18 protein-coding genes are annotated in these 18,881 nt (G+C 57.5%); 10 read left to right on the forward strand and 8 right to left on the reverse strand.

The features are described 5' to 3' along the window. Positions 1 to 26 precede the first annotated feature (26 nt). On the reverse strand, positions 27 to 2,195 hold the full coding sequence (locus tag ARC85_RS13520; RefSeq protein ID WP_286715108.1) for a DNA topoisomerase III: 2,169 nt from the start codon (positions 2,193 to 2,195) through the stop codon (positions 27 to 29). Between the two features lie 146 nt (positions 2,196 to 2,341). On the opposite strand from ARC85_RS13520, the gene ARC85_RS13525 reads away from it, so the two are divergent. Together ARC85_RS13525 and ARC85_RS13530 are read left to right on the forward strand one after the other, a co-directional pair. Further along, positions 2,342 to 2,698 carry a BolA family protein gene (locus tag ARC85_RS13525; protein WP_023008798.1) on the forward strand — a complete coding sequence of 119 codons (357 nt, stop codon included), beginning with the start codon at positions 2,342 to 2,344 and terminating at the stop codon, positions 2,696 to 2,698. After that, the gene (locus ARC85_RS13530; protein WP_011785986.1) at positions 2,695 to 3,318 is read left to right on the forward strand and encodes an L-threonylcarbamoyladenylate synthase; all 624 of its coding nucleotides are present in this window, start codon (positions 2,695 to 2,697) and stop codon (positions 3,316 to 3,318) included. Before ARC85_RS13525 ends, ARC85_RS13530 begins: the two co-directional genes overlap by 4 nt. Before the next feature lie 27 nt (positions 3,319 to 3,345). On the opposite strand, the gene ARC85_RS13535 is transcribed toward ARC85_RS13530, so the two are convergent. Further along, complete coding sequence (locus tag ARC85_RS13535) at positions 3,346 to 4,002, reverse strand: hypothetical protein (RefSeq protein ID WP_199451987.1); 657 nt, start codon at positions 4,000 to 4,002, stop codon at positions 3,346 to 3,348. A 264-nt stretch (positions 4,003 to 4,266) separates the two neighbouring features. Between ARC85_RS13535 and ARC85_RS13540 the strand changes: the two genes are divergently transcribed. Then, positions 4,267 to 5,883: a methyl-accepting chemotaxis protein gene (locus tag ARC85_RS13540; protein WP_278350478.1), complete on the forward strand. Its 1,617-nt coding sequence runs from the start codon at positions 4,267 to 4,269 to the stop codon at positions 5,881 to 5,883. A 22-nt stretch (positions 5,884 to 5,905) separates the two neighbouring features. Here the strand turns inward: ARC85_RS13540 and ARC85_RS13545 are convergent, their stop codons facing one another. The 3 genes from ARC85_RS13545 to ARC85_RS13555 are packed head-to-tail and all read right to left on the reverse strand — an operon-like array spanning position 5,906 to position 7,067. After that, complete coding sequence (locus ARC85_RS13545) at positions 5,906 to 6,553, reverse strand: MBL fold metallo-hydrolase (RefSeq protein WP_014421981.1); 648 nt, start codon at positions 6,551 to 6,553, stop codon at positions 5,906 to 5,908. Next, the gene (locus ARC85_RS13550) at positions 6,544 to 6,810 is read right to left on the reverse strand and encodes a DUF2442 domain-containing protein (RefSeq protein ID WP_011785982.1); all 267 of its coding nucleotides are present in this window, start codon (positions 6,808 to 6,810) and stop codon (positions 6,544 to 6,546) included. The genes ARC85_RS13545 and ARC85_RS13550 overlap by 10 nt, the downstream gene beginning before the upstream one ends. Beyond that, positions 6,807 to 7,067: a DUF4160 domain-containing protein gene (locus tag ARC85_RS13555; RefSeq protein WP_022992877.1), complete on the reverse strand. Its 261-nt coding sequence runs from the start codon at positions 7,065 to 7,067 to the stop codon at positions 6,807 to 6,809. Before ARC85_RS13555 ends, ARC85_RS13550 begins: the two co-directional genes overlap by 4 nt. Before the next feature lie 71 nt (positions 7,068 to 7,138). Here ARC85_RS13555 and ARC85_RS13560 point away from each other — a divergent pair, with 71 nt between their 5' ends. Genes ARC85_RS13560 through ARC85_RS13575 form a run of 4 tightly spaced genes read left to right on the forward strand, consistent with a single transcriptional unit; the run spans position 7,139 to position 12,892 of the window. Beyond that, positions 7,139 to 7,921, forward strand: coding sequence for a Wadjet anti-phage system protein JetD domain-containing protein (locus ARC85_RS13560; RefSeq protein WP_286715111.1), 783 nt, complete (start codon positions 7,139 to 7,141; stop codon positions 7,919 to 7,921). Next, positions 7,914 to 10,856 carry a coiled-coil domain-containing protein gene (locus ARC85_RS13565; RefSeq protein WP_286715113.1) on the forward strand — a complete coding sequence of 981 codons (2,943 nt, stop codon included), beginning with the start codon at positions 7,914 to 7,916 and terminating at the stop codon, positions 10,854 to 10,856. The genes ARC85_RS13560 and ARC85_RS13565 overlap by 8 nt, the downstream gene beginning before the upstream one ends. After that, entirely contained in the window at positions 10,849 to 12,276 is a 1,428-nt protein-coding gene (locus tag ARC85_RS13570; RefSeq protein WP_286715115.1) for a hypothetical protein, read from the forward strand. The genes ARC85_RS13565 and ARC85_RS13570 overlap by 8 nt, the downstream gene beginning before the upstream one ends. Then, positions 12,269 to 12,892: a condensin complex protein MksE gene (locus ARC85_RS13575; protein ID WP_286715117.1), complete on the forward strand. Its 624-nt coding sequence runs from the start codon at positions 12,269 to 12,271 to the stop codon at positions 12,890 to 12,892. The genes ARC85_RS13570 and ARC85_RS13575 overlap by 8 nt, the downstream gene beginning before the upstream one ends. 7 nt (positions 12,893 to 12,899) lie before the next feature. Here the strand turns inward: ARC85_RS13575 and ARC85_RS13580 are convergent, their stop codons facing one another. Then, positions 12,900 to 14,744, reverse strand: a complete 1,845-nt coding sequence (locus tag ARC85_RS13580; RefSeq protein WP_286715119.1) for a sensor domain-containing diguanylate cyclase — start codon at positions 14,742 to 14,744, stop codon at positions 12,900 to 12,902. A gap of 161 nt (positions 14,745 to 14,905) precedes the next feature. Here ARC85_RS13580 and ARC85_RS13585 point away from each other — a divergent pair, with 161 nt between their 5' ends. After that, positions 14,906 to 15,949 carry a hypothetical protein gene (locus tag ARC85_RS13585; RefSeq protein ID WP_153741572.1) on the forward strand — a complete coding sequence of 348 codons (1,044 nt, stop codon included), beginning with the start codon at positions 14,906 to 14,908 and terminating at the stop codon, positions 15,947 to 15,949. On the opposite strand, the gene ARC85_RS13590 is transcribed toward ARC85_RS13585, so the two are convergent. Next, entirely contained in the window at positions 15,942 to 16,475 is a 534-nt protein-coding gene (locus ARC85_RS13590; RefSeq protein WP_199451996.1) for a hypothetical protein, read from the reverse strand. The genes ARC85_RS13585 and ARC85_RS13590 overlap by 8 nt on opposite strands. Positions 16,476 to 16,619: 144 nt before the next feature. Beyond that, a complete protein-coding gene (locus ARC85_RS13595; protein ID WP_199451997.1) occupies positions 16,620 to 17,294 on the reverse strand; it encodes a spermidine synthase in 675 nt (224 codons plus the stop codon). Between the two features lie 170 nt (positions 17,295 to 17,464). Between ARC85_RS13595 and ARC85_RS13600 the strand changes: the two genes are divergently transcribed. Together ARC85_RS13600 and ARC85_RS13605 are read left to right on the forward strand one after the other, a co-directional pair. Further along, entirely contained in the window at positions 17,465 to 18,214 is a 750-nt protein-coding gene (locus ARC85_RS13600; protein WP_222562956.1) for an SDR family oxidoreductase, read from the forward strand. A gap of 22 nt (positions 18,215 to 18,236) precedes the next feature. After that, positions 18,237 to 18,806, forward strand: coding sequence for a glutathione S-transferase family protein (locus ARC85_RS13605; RefSeq protein WP_041656930.1), 570 nt, complete (start codon positions 18,237 to 18,239; stop codon positions 18,804 to 18,806). Positions 18,807 to 18,881: the final 75 nt, after the last annotated feature.

An 18,881-nucleotide genomic window follows, 5' to 3' on the forward strand; every position in this document is an offset into this window, starting at 1 on the left:
AAAAAATGAGTTCCCGTTCAGTATCGTTATGTAGAATTCCGTAAGTCCACCGCAGGCCGGCCGTTGTGGTCATCAACTGTTTGTCGGCAGCCGGGGAAATTGCTGCAGCCCCAGAACCAGCCTTTTTTGCTTTTGCGCCGCACCAGGGGCGAGAAACAGTGGGGGCAGGGTACCGGTTTCTGGCTGGTTCCGTCCTCGGGTTGATCGTCTTCCAGGGGGCGGGTGCCCTTGCAGGCGGGGTATCGGGTGCACGCAAAAAACGCACCGAACTTGCCCTCCCGTTCAACCATTGGCGCCCGGCATTTCGGGCAGTGAATGGCGGTGCCGGACGTCTCTGCATTCGCCAAACCCGCAGCGGGCGCTTGCGCCATGAATCCGCGGATTTCATCTTTGAGGGATTCCAGAAACGCTCTTGGGTCCTCTTCGCCCCGGCGAACGCCTTCGAGAGTGGCCTCCCAGACAGCGGTGCGATCTGGCGTACGAATCGATTCCGGTAGCGCCGCGATCAGGGATTTCCCCTTGTCGGTGGCGCGGATAAAGCGTTTTTCCCGGACCAGGTAATCGCGGCGGAACAGCGTATCGATAATGGCTGCGCGAGTCGCTTCGGTGCCAAGGCCATCGGTTTCCCGCAGCGTTTTTCTCAGCTCGTTGTCGGCGACAAAACGGGCGATATTGGTCATGGCCGATAGCAGCGTGGCATCGGTGAAGTGTTGTGGCGGCTGGGTTTTGCGCTCGTTAGTCTGGGGATCAGTGCAAAGGACCGGCTCGTTTTTTTCCAGTCTTGGCAACGGAGCTTTTTCCGGCTCTTGCCCGGGTTCCCGCTTGCGGATTTCCAGCGTTTTCCAGCCTGGCTCGATCACGGCTGTCTCGGTGGCGCGAAAGCGATAGTCCTGAATCGCGACCGTCAGCCGGCCTTCCCGATGCACGGCGTCAGGTGCAAACTGCATCAGGTAGAATCGACTGATCAGATCGTAGATTTTCTGTTCGGCCGAAGACAGCTTGCCGTTTGGTGCGGGCCGCACTGTGGGAATGATTGCGTGGTGAGCATCCACTTTTTGGTCATTCCAGGCGGCAGAGCGGCGGTCTGTCCCGGTTTTCTCGCAGAATCCGGACAAATCCGGGGCGACACGGGCGATGGCACGAATCACCGCCTCCCGTTGGCTGAAATGCTCCTCTGGCAGGTAGCGGCTGTCTGACCTTGGGTAGGTAATCAGCTGATGGCGTTCGTACAGGTTTTGGGCGGTGTCGAGCACGTCTTTCGCGCCCATCCGGTATAGTCGGCCGGCCTCTATCTGGAGTGCAGACAACGACAGAGGTAACGGCGGCGGTTCCGGGCGATCGCGAAACCGGGCTTCATCAATTCTGCCGGGTCGGCCGCTGATGGCGGAGACAATCTGCTCGGCTACCGACTTGTCCAGCAACCGGTTTTCTTCATCCAGATGATCCTGAAATTCGTCACCGGGTAACCAGCGAGCAATGAACGGTCGCTGGTCGGCCTCCGGCTCGCTGGCCTGGAAGGTGGCTTCGACCCGGTACCAGGGCCTGGGCTGGAAGTGCTCGATGGTGTTGTCTCGATCCACCACCAGGCCCAACACCGGAGTTTGCACCCGACCCACGGAGAAGACGCCCTGTTCGCCCCGGGTTTGATAGCTGAGGGTATAGAATCGGGTGAGATTGATGCCATAGAGCCAGTCGGCCCGCTGTCTCGCCAGCGCAGAATGGGACAGTGGGCGGAACTCCCGGTTGTCTCGGGGGTTCTGTATGGCGCGGGCTACCGCCTTGGGGGTAAGGTCGTTGATCAGTATCCGTTTTACCGGTGCCTTGGTGCCGAGATAGCGCAGGACTTCGTCGACCAGTAGCTGGCCTTCACGGTCGGGATCACCGGCGTGGGTAATGAGATCGGCCTTGCGAACCAGGGCTTCGAGCACTTTGAATTGCAGGCGCACGCTGTCTTTGGGCACCAGTTGCCAGGGTTCGGGGAACATGGGCAGGTCTTCAATGCGCCATTTTTTCCAGGCCGGGTTATAGCGGGCCGGCTCGGCGGGCTCCAGCAGGTGGCCTATACACCAGCTTACCGTGGCAGCATCCGGTCCTTTACCGCAGCGTATCCAGCCCTGGCCTTTCTCGTGGGGGCCGGGAAGTGCGGCGGCAATGGCTCGGGCCAGGCTTGGCTTTTCGGCGATGTACAGGTGCATGGGTATCTGGGGGTTGGTTGCTGGCAGGGGAATGTGTCGCTTTGGCGCTTTTGTGTCAAGGGCTTCGGGGTTCCGAGGCGTACTGTAGTAAACTGTTTACACAGCAGGTCGGGACATTGATGCTTAAAGTCCGGAGTAGGTCTTTTATGAAAGTACAGAAAAGCATAGAGGAAAAGCTGGTCGCGGGCTTTAACGCCAGCGTGATTTCTGTGGAGAACGAAAGCCATATGCATTCGGTGCCACCCAACTCTGAAACTCATTTCAAGGTAACGCTGGTATCAGCGGATTTTGAAGGGCAGATGAAGGTGCGGCGCCACCAGGCAATTTACAAGGTTCTGGCGGATGAACTGGCGGGGCCGGTGCATGCTCTGGCATTGCATCTGTATACGCCGGAAGAGTGGACGGCCAGTGGTCAGGCGTCTCCGGTTTCGCCCAACTGTATGGGCGGGTCGAAAGGTGATGCAGCAATGGACAAGAAGCTTCAACAAGGAGCTAATGGATGAGCCAGTTTTTTCAGATTCACCCGGAAACACCGCAAAAGCGTCTGATCAAGCAGGCGGTGGAGATTTTGCGCAAGGGTGGGGTGATTGTCTATCCCACAGATTCAGGCTACGCACTGGGCTGTCACCTTGGCGACAAGCAGGCGGCAGACCGTATCAAGCGGATTCGGCGCCTGGACGACAAGCACAACTTCACCCTGGTGTGTCGTGACCTGTCAGACATCGGGGTTTATGCCAAGGTAGACAATACCCAGTACCGGTTACTGAAGAATTTCACGCCGGGCCCCTACACCTTCATTCTGGACGCGACCAGCGAGGTGCCTCGCCGGTTGCTGCATCCCAAACGGCGGTCTATCGGCATCCGGGTTCCGGACAACGAGATTGTTCGGGAATTGCTGGGTGAGCTGGGTGAGCCGATTATGAGCAGCACCCTGATTCTGCCGGGTGAAACCGAACCTTTGACCGATCCTTACGATATTCGCGAGACCCTCGGGCATGAGCTTGATCTGATTATTGATGGCGGCTTCTGCGGTATGGAGGCTACCACGGTGGTCAACTTTACCGGTGATGTGCCTGAAGTTACGCGGGTGGGCAAGGGTGATCCGGCCCCGTTTCAGGTTTGATCTGATTAGCCGTTATCCCCCCGGGCTTCAGGCCCGGGTATTGAGGCTGAAGGCGTAGCGTTGCTGCTCTGTGATACCCGTCTCGGCGGGTGTGGCGGTGCGGCGAAGGCTGTCATAACGGTGGATGACATCTTGCAGTCCATTGAACTGCTGGTTTTCGCTGAGCAGTGAATCCAGCAGGGAATTGTTCACGCCATAAGCCTGATTGAGCTTGAGCGCATTATCCATGAAGTGCAGGGTGGGTTCGGTCACGCTCAAGCGGCTTAACGCCTCACCAAATCCCCGGTTGTTGTTGAGATCCTGTTGTATCCTCTCCCGCACCTGGTCGGGAATTTTGCCGTCCAGCTGAATGCTGCCTTGCTCGGTTTTGCTCACGCTCAGCGCCGTTGCCGGGTGTACGTTGTATTCGGCAAGTTTGTGCCGCAAGGTTTCACGAACGTAGGACAGGTCCTGGGCAACCGTCTGCTTGTACTGGGTCAGTGGCAATTGCCGGGTTTTCTGACTGGCGGGGTTGCGATCCTGCCATTGGGACGGTGTGAAGCGGTCGTCGGTGCTGCTCTGGGGCTCGCCTGTGGCGGCGCCTTCATTGCTTTTACCGGCGGGTACGTCAGTGCGCGGCGCACGGTTGTCCATGGCTTGCTGAAAGCGCGTGCTGGCCTGTAACAGTGATGTCAGCAATGACATGGTTGCCTCCCCTGAACGGAAAATCTCTGCCGGATATCACGGAATTAGTCCGTGATGCATCAGGCTTTGCAGGTTTCGGGCCAATCTGCCTTGCCTTCTGGTTTGAGTGTGCCGGGACGAATGTAAAACATTGCAAGGAATGACATAGCGGGCGCGTCCGGATGATCTGCGTCATAAAAAAATTGATGCATATCTGTAAAGTTATGCGCCAATTCGCCGTCATTACTCTTGGATGTCCAGATCATCTTCCGTTGTCGGGGTCACATGAAAAAACAATACTCAATCCGTTTCTTGTTATTGGCAGCACTGGCTGCGGCTTTCACCGTCATTCTCGTGTTTACGGTTGTTTACAGCGCCCAGTCCCAGCGAGCCCACCTCGAAGAGTACAGTCACAAATACGTGGATGGTCTGGCAAAGTCCTTTTTCGATGGCCTGAACACCATGATGGTGACGGGTACCATTAATAACCGTGATGTTCTGCGCGAGAAGGTGATGGCTCCCGAGGACGTACTGGACGTTCGGGTGATCCGCAGCGATCAGCTGAATGCCATGTACGGTGCTGGGAATGCTGCGGAACAACGCCGTGAGCCGCTGGACATGAAAGCGCTGGATGGTGAACGGGTAGAGCACTATTCGGAGAACGACGCGGGTCGTGTCTACACGTTGATCGAGCCGGTTATTGCCAGCGAAAACTATCAGGGCGTGAACTGCCTCGGCTGTCACCAGGCCCAGGAAGGGGACGTGCTTGGCGCTATTCGGGTCGACTATTCTTTGGCGGAGAGCGACGCGCGCCTGCAGCAGCAGTTGATGGTGAGTGGCGGTATCCAGATTCTGATCTTTGTGGTTATTTTCATACTGACTACCGTAGTTTTGGGTCGCCTGGTGTTTTCCCGCTTACGTCGGCTACACGACCGAATGGATGAAATCTCCCGCAATTCGGATCTCTCCATAGAGCTGGAGGTAACCCGAAACGATGAGATTGGTTCGGTCTCCCGTGCGTTCAATCGGATGGTCGCCAAGATCCGCGCCAGCATGCATACGGTGATGGACAACGCAGAACAGGTTGAAGCGGCGGCCCGTACCATTGCCGGTAAAGCAGAGACCACAGAAAGGGAAGTTCTTGCCCAAAAAGACAACACCGACCAGGTGGCCAGTGCCACCACCGAGATGGCCGCTTCCGCGGTGCAGGTTCGAGAGAATGCGGTGACTACCGCACGGAAATCGGCCGATACCACCAAATCGGCAGAAACCGGAGAGCATCTGGCTAGAAATGCGGTTCAGGGTATTGAGTCTCTGAACGCGGAAGTCCAGAACGGTGCGCAGCGCATTGAGCAGTTGGATCAGCGGACAACGGAAATGGCCTCACGGCTGGAGCTGATTTCCGAGATTGCCGACCAGACCAACCTGTTGGCCCTGAACGCGGCGATTGAAGCGGCCAGAGCTGGTGAGCAGGGCCGGGGATTTGCCGTGGTCGCAGACGAAGTCCGGGCGCTTGCCTCGCGCACTCAGGCGTCCACTGAGGAGATTCGCCAAACCATTGAGGGGCTGAAAAAAGAGGTGGTGGATTGTGTCGGTACCATGCGCCATGCCTCGGAACTTGCCCAGCATCAGGTGGATTCAATTCTGAAAGTGGAAACCGAGCTGCAAACCATTGCTGCAGCGGTGCGTGAAATCACGGGGCTGAATGAGGAAATGGAGAGTGCGGCTAACGAGCAGAGCGAAGTGTCGGACTCCATCAATCAGAACGTGATTGAAATCAGCCGCTCTGCCGAGCAGACCTCCAGCGATGCCCAGGAGACCGCGCGAATTGCAGGGGATCTGCTGGCCATGGCGGAAACCCTGCGCAAAACCATCGAGCAGTTCCGCCTGTCCCAGAGCTGAAATGGGCGATATACCGGGGCACTCAGCCCCGGTGATCAGACACAAACGGATTGGTGGCGCGTTCCTGGCCAAACGTAGACATGGGGCCGTGGCCACAGATAAAGCTAACGTCATCCCCGAGCGGGAACAGCTTTTCCCGGATAGAGTGAATCAGGGTGTTGTAATCGCCTTTCGGGAAATCCGTGCGGCCAATGGAACCATTGAACAGCACGTCACCCACCTGGGCCAGTTTTGAGCCTCGATGGAAAAACACCACATGGCCAGGGGTGTGGCCCGGCGTGTGCAGTACTTCCAGGGTTTCATTGCCAACGGTCACTGTATCCCCGTCTTCCAGCCATCGATTGGGCGTGAACACCTCCGGCGCCGGAAACCCGAACATCTGTGCCTGCATGGCCAGGCCCTGAATCCAGAAGTTGTCGTCCTTGTGCGGGCCTTCAATGGGCAGCCCCGCTGATTTGGCTAGCTCCGCCGTGCCGCCGGCGTGATCTATGTGGGCGTGGGTGAGAAGGATCTTTTCCAGAATCACGCCTTCGTCCTCGGCTGCCGCCAGAATGCGATCCAGGTCCCCGCCAGGGTCGACCACCGCTGCTTTGTGGGTTTCGGTACACCAGAGCAGGGTGCAGTTTTGTTCAAAGGGTGTGACGGGTACGATCTTGTACTTCAGCGACATACTGTTCCAGTTTGTTCAGATTTGATTTTGCGGTAGAGAGCATCCGGGGCAATGTCTGCTTCGTTGGGCCAGCAGATGGCTCCGAACTCATCAACTTTTGCTTGAGCAAAGAATGCCGGGTCTTTCAGGGGCTCGAACATCGGGCCAAACAAACGATCGGCAAGGCTGATCTCGCCGTGAGTACCATCATCGAAGGTGACGGCCAGTACGTAATCGGCCTTGGCTTCCACATGGGTAACTCTGGGCATGCTGTTCATTCCAATGGCTCTATCTTCTTCAGTGGCTGGTGCAGCTCGGCAAGGCGCCAGTCTGCGATAAGGTCCTGCCGGTGTTCAAAGGCCCATTCGATAACCATCGCTTTGGCTCTTTTGGGCAGTTTGCCCTCAACAATCTCCAGCGTTTCGATCAGAATGATGGCCTCGTGTTCCCCATAATAAGCGTGAAAATGGGGAGGATTATGGTCATCGTAATACATCCGTATCAGAATGCCGAAGAATTCACTGATGGTTGGCATGGGCCCTCCGTGGCTCATAAGGTGTCATATTTTGGTAGACCGATAATAACAATCTGCGGACAGGTGAGCTATTGAAGAACTACCTCCAGAAAATCCTTCAGGGCCAGGCGATTAACTACGAGGCCTTTCTGAAGAAGCTGCCGGATTCCCAGCGTCGGCGGCATCGGGAGCTGTTCGCAACGGAGAAGGTTGGCGCCAATCGCTGGGAGGTAACCATTCTTGATGAAGCTGCGTTTGCGGAGTTACATCGACAGGCCGCTTCACCCGTTAGCAGAGTAGATGCGGCGAAGAAGGGCGATTCCCACCGCCACGGCACCGATGTGAGTTTTCTGCTGGTATATCATCACGCCCTTACAGGCAACCGGCCGGATTCGGTGGTGATTACCGGAGATGCGGTGGATATCGGTTTTCGGCCAGCGCCTCGGGTGCTGGTGGTGGAGAATGAGCGAAATTTCTATTACTACCGACAGATGCTGGCCTTTGCCGGTGACTGCCTGGGCCAGGCAGTTGATCTCACAAACAGCGATGTCGTGCTCGGTGGCGGCAATCGGATTACCGGTACTGCGGATTTGAACTGGCTGACCGGTTACGATGAGGTGCTCTGCGCCTTTGATTACGATGCCGGCGGCCTGCAGATGTTTTCATCGGTGCGATCGGCACTGGGCGACAAGGCCTGCTTTCTGCAGCCGGCTGACTGGCAACCTTGGCTGAGCCGATTCCGCAAAACCCCGGACTCCACCGAAAGGTTTACAAAAGCCCTGTCGCTGGCGGAAGATCTGGGGTTTGTGTCGTTGGCGCAGGCCTTCCGGGCCACCAGTAAATTCATGGAACAGGAGATGATTCTGGATGAGTGATTCACAGGCGAGCGCGAGTACGTTCACCTTCGGCATTCGCCGCCTGGTGCTGGTGGATTCCGCCGGCTTCTGTTACGTGGAAATTCCAGTGGACAACCACGGCCTGATTCTTGGGCCGGGCAACCTGGGCAAATCCAGCCTGCTCAACTCCCTGCGCCTGTTCCTGTTGCCAGAGAACAACTTCAAGAACAGCCGCAAGAAATTTGCCTTCCGCAACGCCAGTGCCGGCAGCTTCTACACCAACGAGGAAAGCTACCAGCACTATTTTCCCAGCCAGTTCAGCTTCCTGATCATGGAAGCGGAAAACCCGGCGGGCATCCATTGCCAGATTCTGTATCGGGACAACGCCAGCCAGCTCAGCTACGGCCGGGCTTTTGTACCGGTCAGTTACGATCAGTTGCGACCTTTGTTCTGGAACGGCGACGATGAAGATGGCATTGGCCAGGCGGTGCCGGAGCTCTCATTCACCCGGCTGTCTGAGGCACTGAAAAAACGCTCGAAAGAGACCAGGCTGGTCAACGACCCGGCCAAATTGAAAGCCATGCTCTACAGCAGCGAGCTGATGAACGCCGACGCCGTCCGTTATTCCGTGCTGCCCCTGGGCGAGTCGGATGAGCGCCGGGTTCAGTCCCTGCGCACCCTGACCCTGCTGCTGTTCGAGATGAAGGCGGACGACCAGGCCATGGCCAACGCCGTGGCCAGCATTATCGAAGCGGACAAGAAGTTTGCTGACGATGCCTTTGACTTCAACATCGACGATTTCCTCAATCGCCACGATCAGCTCAAGCAGCAGCAAAGCCAGCTCAACCGTATCGAGAAAGAGCGACACCGGTTTGAGAAGCTGAACCGCGACTACCAGGCCTATCAGACCTTACTACGCAGTCAGCACGACTTTGCCGCCTTCCGGGACGGGGTGACCAACGCCCTGGCCGATATTGCGGCCAAACGCCGGGTGGCACTTGAGGCTTTTAACGATCAGAACGACACCCTGCGCCACGTGTTGCAAACCCTGAAAAAACTGGAGCAGGAGGCCAGCGGCCTGAAGGGCGAGATTCGCTCCGCCGATCGGCGTATCAAGCAGGCCGAACAGAGCCAGAAAGACGGTGAGCTGCTGATCTCGCAGTATGGCGACATGACCCTGCAGGAAATTGCAGAGATCCAGACAGAGGAGCTGGAAAGCAAGAAAGGCCACCTTGCTGCCCTGAAAAGCGCCGCCCAGGCCGAGATCCGACTGGAGCAGATTCAGCGCAAGAAGCAGGAACTGGAGCGCAAGCTGGATACTCTGAAAGACCGGGAAAGCAAACAGCAGTGGCAGCTGCAGAACCAGCTGGACGAAGCCACCGCCGCGCCATTGCGGGCGGTTGACCCCCGGCTGATGATGGCAAGCCCCGGCCAGGATCTGGATGCCGATAGCAAAGCCACCATTGAAGCCTTCGCTCGCCTGTTTGCCCCCAACGATCGCGGCTTTGACTGGTTTGATACTGAATACGAGAACCAGCCTGCCCGGCACACCAACTTTGCCGAGCAACGCCATTATATTGAAGGTGAACTTCATGGTCTGGAGAAAGAACGCTCAGAGCTGGCTGACACCGCCAATCAGGAACACGACCGACCTCAGTTGATCGAGCGCACGGACAAGGAAATCCGGTCTATCGAGAAAGATCTGGAAACGCTCCAGCGCTACCCGGCGGCGGCCACCACCCTGCGGGATGCCACCGAGGAGAAAAAGGCGGCGGAAGAGCAGCTTGCCAAGCTCGACGAGCAGGCCCGGCTGGAGCAGGAGAAACAGGACGCGGTTCAGGCGAAAGCCACGAGAGCAAAAGCAGAGAAAGATCGCACTGAAGAGCGAGAGCGCGAGCTGGCGGCCCTGAGTAAAAGTGTCGGCACTGTGGAGCACCGCTTCCCGCACCTGAGAGCGGTTGAAGCGGAGCAGCCACTGGACATTGATCGTGTATCGGCGGCCGCCTTCGACGCCCTGCAAAGCCAATTGGATGATCTGGAAGAGCGGCGCCGCAACATTCTCGACCACCTTCGCCAGTTTGTGTACCTGGGTATCCATGAAGATACCGAAGGGGAATTGCAGAAAGACAGCCCCGCGTCGTCTGTTATCCGAAGCACCTTCAAGAGCCTTTCAGATCTGTACGCCGGCATGGCCGAGCGCTGGAGTGTTCTGGAGCAGCAGGTCGGCATCCACAATGAAACCGTCGCCAGCTACCGCCAGGCCCTGAAGTCCAACCACGAACACATTGCACGGTTCGAGGCCCAGCTCAATCGGGAACTGGACGGCGTTCGCATCAACGATCTGGTGGAAATCCGGGTGGACATTCACACCGATCCTAAATTCCGCAATCTGGTGGAAGAAGCCAACAACATTGACCCGTATGGCAACCAGCTGCAGTCCGACGCCTTCTACGACCGCCTGCGGGTGTTCGTGGCGGACTTTTTCGGGGAGCAGGGCGGCAGCAAACGCCTGACCATGGATAAAGTCATCACCGGCATTTCCTATCGCACCCGCAAGGAGAACGCCGCCAACCTGGACAAGAAGGGCCAGTCCACCTCCACTACCGCACTGATCAACCTGGAACTGGTGTACCGCCTGCTCAAGCGGGTGCTGTACCCGGGTGTGCAGCTGTCGTTCCCCATGGTGCTCGACGAACTGGCCAGCGTGGATATCAGCCAGATGCCGTCGTTGCTGGAACGGCTGCGCAAGCAGGGATTCAACCTGTTCTCTGCCGCTACCCACAGCGCCAGCGCCGAAGTGATCTACCTGATTGGCCGGCACCTGGAAGTGGGGCAGATGCGCACCGCGCGGCCCTACAGCAAGGAACGCACTCTGGTGTTCTGGGGCGGCGCGGAAGGTTTTACTGGTGGTGAACCGCTGAGCCACTGGGCAGACCAGACCCAGAACAGCTTGCTGGAGCCGGTGGATGAGTAAACGCTTCAGCACCCTGGACACCACCCGGCTGCTGTTTGAGCACCCGAAAATCCTGTTCCGGATGATCGAGCGCATGGACCGCAATGAAGCCCGGTTCATCCGGGAAAGCGACCTGGTGGCCGAGGTGATGGATTACACTCGAGGCCTGGGCAAGGCCGATCGGGAGCGGGTGCGGCTGGCCCTGAACACCGACAATCTGTTTCGCAGTGGGCTGATCATCGACATCATCAAGGCCGACGGTGAACGCCGGCTGGTATTTCAGGACGCACTGATCAATCTGATGCGGGCCTGTAACGCCTCGCTCTACCAAGAGTTGACCGACGCCCGCCTGCGGGGCCATCTGGTGACCCTTCGGGATGTGCGCAACCGCCTGGAAACCAGCAGCTTCAGCGAGGCCGACCCGGATTACACCGAACTTCGGGATGACCTGAACGAGCGGGTCAGCCAGCTGATCGGCCTGCTGCGCCAGAACGTGCTGCGCATGCAGACCATTAGCGCCCAGCTGGCCGACCTGTCCGGCGACGCCAGCCGGGCGCCGGAGAAATACCTGGAGTTTCGCCAGAATCTGTTCGAGCAGATCGTTACGTTGTACGAGCGCCATATCAAACCCACGCTGGTGTTCCTGAACCCGGACACACGGCTGCCCGATGGCAGCAATCTGTTCGAAACCCTCGAAGGCATGGTGCGGCTGCTGGAAAGCCACGACGATCACAGCCTGGCGGATCAGCTATTCCGTTCCTCCATTAGCCTGAATGCCCTGTACAAGCCCATCCAGGCCGTGGCCCAGGAGGTGGAGCACTTCCTGCGGAAAACCCGCCGGGGCATGGCCCAGTACAACGCCATGGAGCATTTCTACGGCAAACTGCGAGTGCTGAAAGACGACACGGAAACCCTGAGCCTGCGCCGTAAATGGCTGGAAGGTGGCGACTTTGCCCGCAGCACCGGATTCCTGGTGGGCTTGCGGGCACAGCAGCGGCCCAAGCATTATGCCTTTGGCCAGTCGTCGAGCTACTACCAGTTGTTGTTCAGCGAACTGGAGCTGCGCCTGAGCGATCTGCGCCGCCAATCCGAAGTGCCGGTACTGCAGGAAGTGGCCGGAAGCGGCCGCGAAAGCCGGGTAGATGTTCAGCGCATCAACCAACTGTATCAATGGCTGGAAACCCTGGAATTGCGGCCCACGGCGGATCTGGTGCGGGAGCTTCACGGCCGGCTGGATGGCTTCATCCCGGGCTACCGTTTTGCGGACCTGCTGGCAGCCCTTAACCGGCTGGTCAATTCGCCGCCGGAGGGTATGCAGGTGACAACCACTAACCGTTTCCGCACCCTGGAACAGGTGCCGGACTGTGAAAAGTTTGTGTACCGAAAACGACGCCTTGAAACCAATACGACCGATACAGAACAAGAGCCAGACCATGCCTGATTTCGTGGAAACCCGGGATACAGAGAGCACCCTGAACGAGCAGGGCGCGACCAGCTTCGAGCAGATCCTGCCGGCTCACAGTGCCGCGGTCTACCGGGAGTTCCAGGCTGGCCGGGTGATTGTCCGGGATGTGTGGGACAACAACCGCTCGGAGCTTCGTGCCAACCCGCTCTACAACCTGCTGTATAACCACCTGTCTCACTTCCGTACTTTCTATGAGCATCTGGGTAGCGACCTGGTGTTCAACGAAACCGGAGCTTTTTTCTTCCTGAAAGAAAGCAGTGACGACGAAAGCGAAGAGCACGATGAAAATGCCTTCCGGGTGCAGGTGGTATTGCTTCTGATCGGCCGTTACTTTGCCCGAAGCGGCAGAGATCTGGATTATCTGGGGCGGCCGGAAGCCGGTTTAAACGAGCAGGATCTGGCAAATCTGGGGGCGGATGAGGATTATCAGGACATCCTTCGGGCCGCCCGTTTCGAGAAAGGGTTGAGCGAAGCGCTGGATTACCTGGAAAAGAGGAACCTGCTGTTCCGCTCCGGGGCAGGTCGTTATTTCCTGAGCTCTGCCGGCAGCTATTTCCTGCACCAGTTGGTACAGGAGTATGAGCAGAGTTAGTTGCCGGTCAGGCAAACGCCAGGTTGTTCCTGCCGCTGGTTTTCACGGAATACATGGCCTTGTCGGCGGTGGCCAGTAGAAGCTCAGCGGTCTGGCCGTTGTCCGGGTACAAGGCGATTCCCACCGAGGCACCAATGTGCACAGTCTGGCCCTGAATGTGAAACGGCTCATTCAGCACCTGGATCATTTTGCGAGCAATGGGTTGGGCATCGGCATCGTTGGTCAATGGCCCGGTTATGATCACGAACTCATCCCCACCCCGGCGCCCCACCACATCATTGGCCCGGATACTGTACTTGAGCCTTCTCGCGACATTCCGTAGCAGCTCATCGCCGGCCTGGTGACCCATGGTGTCGTTTACCGGTTTGAATTTGTCCAGATCCAGGAACATCAGGGCGAAGTGATGATGCTGGCGCCGTGCCTGCTCGATGGCTTGTTCCAGGTGGGTTTCCAGGGCCGTGCGATTTGGCAGGCCAGTGAGCTTGTCGAAATGTGCCAGCCGGAACATCTGCTTTTCTGCCTGTACCCGTGCGGTAATATCGCTGAAGGTCAGGATCAGTTGCTGGATCTGTCCCCGGGCATTGCGTACCGGTGAAACCGTCAGCAGGTTGGGAAACGGATCATTATCGGGCCCGGTCAGCCAGACCTCGCCTTGCCAGGCATTTTCCGCGACAAGATGCCGGTGGATTTCTTCCCGGTCTATCTCCTTGCATCTGTCACTGTCGATAAATGCCATCAGGTTTGTATTGCGAAGTGTCTTCGTTGTTGCGCCGGTAATCTCGTTGAAGGCCGGGTTAGCACGAATAACCTGTAAACCGGTGTCACAAATCACGATGGCTTCGTGGGTGTGGTTAAAGACCTGCTGGGCCAGCCGAAGCTCATCGGTAGACCGGGCAATCTGGGAGGCCTGGTTGACCAGTGCATGCACAACGGGCATCAGTGAGCGCCAGACCATTGTGCCGGCAAGGGCGGAGAGCATGAGTATCAGCACAACACTGATAACAATGTCTTCGATCACTTTACCGAACACACTGGAAGTCCTGACGTTCATATGGATTTCCCAGCCATACCCTTCCACGAGTCGTATGAATGCCAGCACACGGGTGCCGTCTGGAAGCGAAGCCCGGAAAAAGTCGAGGTCTGGTTTGTAATCGATACCCTCCTGTTCGGCCAGGCAACCATTGGGTGTTGTTAGTTGAAACTGATGACTGCCCTCGGTCCAGATCAGTCGCCGCGTTCTCTCGACATCAAGCAGGCACAGACTGGAGTCCGCATCCACGCGAAAGATGGGAATCAGTGAGGAGAGTTCGAACAGCAGAAGATCATAGCCTACGATCTGTTCATCCACGCGTATCGCAGCGATGACGTGCAGTAACGGCCTCGCTTCGTTATTTACCCCTACCGGGTAGGACTGGATATCAAGCCCGGATGGCATAGGCAGGTCAGCAGGAAGCTGATCGTCCAGAGGCCCGACGCGCACAACTTCGGCGCCACTGGCATCAAACCGGACGATGGCGGCAAGGTTGTCGATGTTTTTTGCGGCATCGTCAAGCCTGGGGCGGGAGAAGGTCCGCAAGTCGGCGAGTGCCCGGTTTCCCCTGTTGTATTCGACCATAACCCGCGCAAGCTCTGAGCGACTGGCCGTTTGTCGCGCCAGATCCTGATGCTGATCGAATACCGCCCGAACGCCCTCGGCCTTGGCATCCGCCACCAGGCTCGCAGTGTCTGCAGCCTGGGTATGGATCTGATTGATCAGGGGGGTGGAGACCACCACGGCAATACTGATTCCAGTGAGAACAACTGCAACGATGGCAGTGGTGATAATGCGGCGTTTCTGCTCGAAGATATCCATAGGTGCCGTCGGACGAAAGCGAGGTTATAAGGACATGGTATCCGTTTTTTGCAACGGGTATACCCATCTAGAGTTGTTTTCTGTAACCGATGTTGACATGTGTCAGCCTTCATGTTGGAGATTTTCCATGTAGACTGAGGTTTTTATAGCAGGAGTACTGAATGACAGAGCCCGCACTGTTCCAGTCCCGGCCCAGACGGCGGATATTGTGGCTGGCGCTTTTCGCGTTGACGGTGGCCGTTCTGGTGTCAGTAAGCTTGCAACCGCAACCGGTTGAAGAACGGCTTGTGCGCCTGCATGCCCAGGATGAATTCGGTACGGAATCACCGCTGCTGGGCGAAGCCTTGGCTCTGCAGGCGCTCCTGCTGGATTACCGGGACGACCGCCTGCTGTTGCTGAAAGCTCAGGCCGCGTTGCAGGTATACCCCGAGTGGACCAGGTTTGTGATGGAGCTGTTTGGTGAAGAACCGGAATTTCGGCAGGCCCTGCGAGCCCATGGCGAGTATCTGATACCTCCTGTGATGCACTTTTATCAGAACCCGGTTGGCTCGATTGAGATGATGAACCGGGTTGCCGGCACCGGTAAAGTCCTGACGCCGGAACAGCGTGCCTGGTATGCCGTCAACTTCGCCAATAAAGAAGGGCAGGATTTCACGGGCCAGTTCGTGGTCGGGGCCGATGGCAATAACATAGAGTGGATCTGGACGGAGCGGATTACAGAGGGCATTACGCAGTTCTTCACCAGTGGCATCCGGACTCTGGAATCCCGGTACCGTACCGATCAGCCGATCCGCATGGAAGATGTCGGCTGGGCCGCCGTAGACGCGCTGATTATTGGCAGTGCGGTGAAATTCCTGAAAGCCGGTCGGGCGGCAGCAGGTACTGCAAGAGCCTCGAGTGTCACCGCCCGTTCCGCGGCCTATTCTTCCCGCCTCGCGCGGGCGGGGCGAATGGCTTCGGTCATGGTTAGCAACGCAAAGTGGCCCGCTGCGGTGGCTCTGGTCTATGTCGTTGTCAAACACCCCGCCTTACTGAACGACGTATTCGCCGGCGCTGCCCGGGTACTGGGCGTGCCGGCCTGGATGGTGCAGATGCCAGGATGGTTCCTGGTACTGCTGCCACTGCTGTTGCTTACGCGCTGGCTACTGGCCACCGTGCTCTGGTTGCTACCAATAACGTGGCTCCGGGGGCGGAGGCTCAGATAGTTCGCACTAACCGGACGTTCCGGTTTTTCAGGACCGTCGTGGCCTCCTTGAGTTGCTCAGAACTGGAGGCATGCACGGTCAGTACATACTTGCCCTCCTTTAGAGCCGACTGCGCTTTGGCAACATAGGGTGTGTGGTCCGGCCGGAGCGTAACGCCTCCAGCCACCAACAGGCCAAGTATCAGGCCGAGCGCCGCAAGAACGGCTGCGGCAACCACGCCATTCTGGGCAATAAACTCCACGCCGACAGCACTCAGTATCACGAACACAATAAAGCCTGCGACGGCACCTCCGATACCAAGCCAGAGATGCGAACGCACCAGCGTTTGCCATATGCCCTGGTTCTCTGGCTCCAGCTCTTCACCCGGGTGTCGGTCCTGGGGGCTTACAACAATGACTTGCTCGTGATCCAGACTGGTTTCCTGCGACAGCACCCGTGCAACGCCGTTGGCATCGGTTTCTGTCTCGAATATTGCGGCTACTTTATGGGCTTCCTGTTCACCGGTAATACTCACTGAGGGTTTCATGGAAAGACCTCCTGAGTGTTTCGCCGAGGACCAGATCCTCGTCAAAACATAGCGGCTTCATCAGTAACCCTAGTACACCTGAACCTGTATTTCGAATGACCGTATGGCAACAAACCGATCGGGAATCGCCCGCCATCCCCCAAATTACCAGGCCAGCCAGATTGTGTGACGGGCGCCTTTACCCGGACGCAGGGCTCTCACAACAACGGGTTCCACCGAAAAGCCAGCGCGCCGCAAGCGTTCGGTAAAGGCCTGTTCCGGACCGGCCGACCAGTAGGCGAGAATGCCGTCGTTGCTCAGGGATTTCTGGGCGGCGGCGATGCCTTCCGGAGAGTAGATCCAGTTGTTTTCTTTACGGGTAAGACCTTCCGGACCGTTATCCACATCCAGCAAGATGGCGTCCCAGTTGCCATCGCCCTGTTGCAAAAGTTCTGCCACATCGCCAATGTGAACGGCGGCCCGGGGATCGTCCAGAGGGTAGCCGGCGGCTGCGCCCAATGGTCCGCGATTCCAGGTTTCTACCTCGGGAACCAGCTCTGCCACCGTCACCTGAGCCTGATCGCCTGTAGCCGAAAGCGCTGCCGCCAGGGTAAAGCCCATACCCAGCCCGCCAATCAGGATCCGTGGCGCGGGCAGATGGCTCAGGCGTTCACAGGCGAGGGTGGCCAGAGCATCCTCCGAACCATGTAAGCGGCTGTTCATCAGTTCACCCGGGGCGCCGGCAATCTTGATGGAAAACTCGTCATTACGTTGCAGCAGTCGCAAGCGGCTGCCGTTGCCGGGGATGGTTGCGGTGCCAATTTCGTTAAAGCGGGCCATGGTTGGTTTCCGGTAGTGTGGGCAGGCGGGCATTCTAACCTGTAGAAACAGGCATCGGCGAAAACCGTATCAATCAGTTGCTGCTAAACTGCAGCAATCATTCCGTCCGGCGCAAAGCCCGTTGAATAGTGTTGACGGAACCGAAACCGTTGGAGGCAGACTTGGAACGAATGCAAAAGGTAGTCCTGGTGACAGGAGGCGCGAAGGGAATTGGCCGAGGCATAGTGCTGCACCTGGCGGCGGCGGGCTGGAAAGTGGCAGTCTGTGATACTGACGAAGCCGTAGGTGAACAGTTGGTTGCCAACGCAGAGGGTGAAGTCGTGTTTCTGGCAGGCGACGTTGCCAGCGAAGCGGATGTTGAGCATATCATTTCCCAAACGGTGCACTGGGGTGGTGGCCTGAATGCCGTTATTAACAACGCTGGCATTGCGGACCCTCATACCGGCCCGATAGAACAACTGGGCCTTGAACAGTGGCAGCGTCGAATGGATGTCAATCTGACCGGGCCGTTTCTGGTGAGCAAACATGCGGTACCGTATCTCCGGAAGGCGAGGGGCGTGATTGTGAATATGGCCTCCACACGGGCCCTGCAATCAGAGCCGGATACTGAAGCCTACGCCGCCACCAAGGGCGGCCTTGTGGCACTGACCCATGCGTTGGCCATTAGCCTGGGACCAGAAATACGGGTGAACTGTATCAGCCCGGGCTGGATAGATACCCGTGACTGGCAGGGAAGCGAGCAGGCTGTCGAGCATCTGTCAGAAGCGGATCACCAGCAGCATCCGGCCGGCCGCGTTGGCAGGCCCGAAGACATCGCTACACTGGTGGCTTACCTGATTTCCTCCGAGGCTGGCTTCGTCACCGGGCAGAATTTTGTGGTGGACGGAGGCATGACGCGCAAGATGATTTACCATGAATGAAAACCTGATTATGGGAGAAATCATGAAACTGATTGGATCTACCACGTCGCCCTACGTACGTCGCATTCGGCTTCTGCTGAACGACGAACCTTACGAGTTCATCAATCTCGACATTTATGGCGAAGGCCGTGATGAGCTTCGGCGCACCAATCCCACCCTGAAAATCCCGGTACTGATTGATGGCGATCAGGAGCTCTATGACTCACGGGTTATCGCCCGTTATCTTGGTCAGAAGCTTGGGCTTGACGCCCTCACCTGGGACCAGGAGAACCAGTTAACGCTGATTGATGGCGCCAACGATTCTGCGGTAACCATGCTGCTTTCTGAGAGGTCCGGAATCGATACCAGCCAGGATGCAATGTTCTATAACCTTCAGCGCGAACGCATCATGACAACGCTGCGAACCCTGTCCGCCATGGTGGAAGCGGGGCAGTTTAAGCAGTGGAACTATCCTGCCATCTGTCTCTATTGTCTGGTGGACTGGCTGGATTTCCGTGAGCTGGTGGATTTTTCCGGGGTCGATAGCCTGTTGGCTTTCCGGGATGCTCACGCAGACAACTCGTGGGTTTCGGTAACCGATCCGCGCAAATAGGGTTCCCCCACGCCCGGAACTCAATCTGCATTTTTCTCCCCCTCCGCCAAAACCCCTCTGCATAGCCGAGGGGTT

Origin of the sequence: Marinobacter sp. tcs-11, from assembly GCF_002049515.1 — a bacterium.
Lineage (GTDB): Bacteria > Pseudomonadota > Gammaproteobacteria > Pseudomonadales > Oleiphilaceae > Marinobacter > Marinobacter nauticus.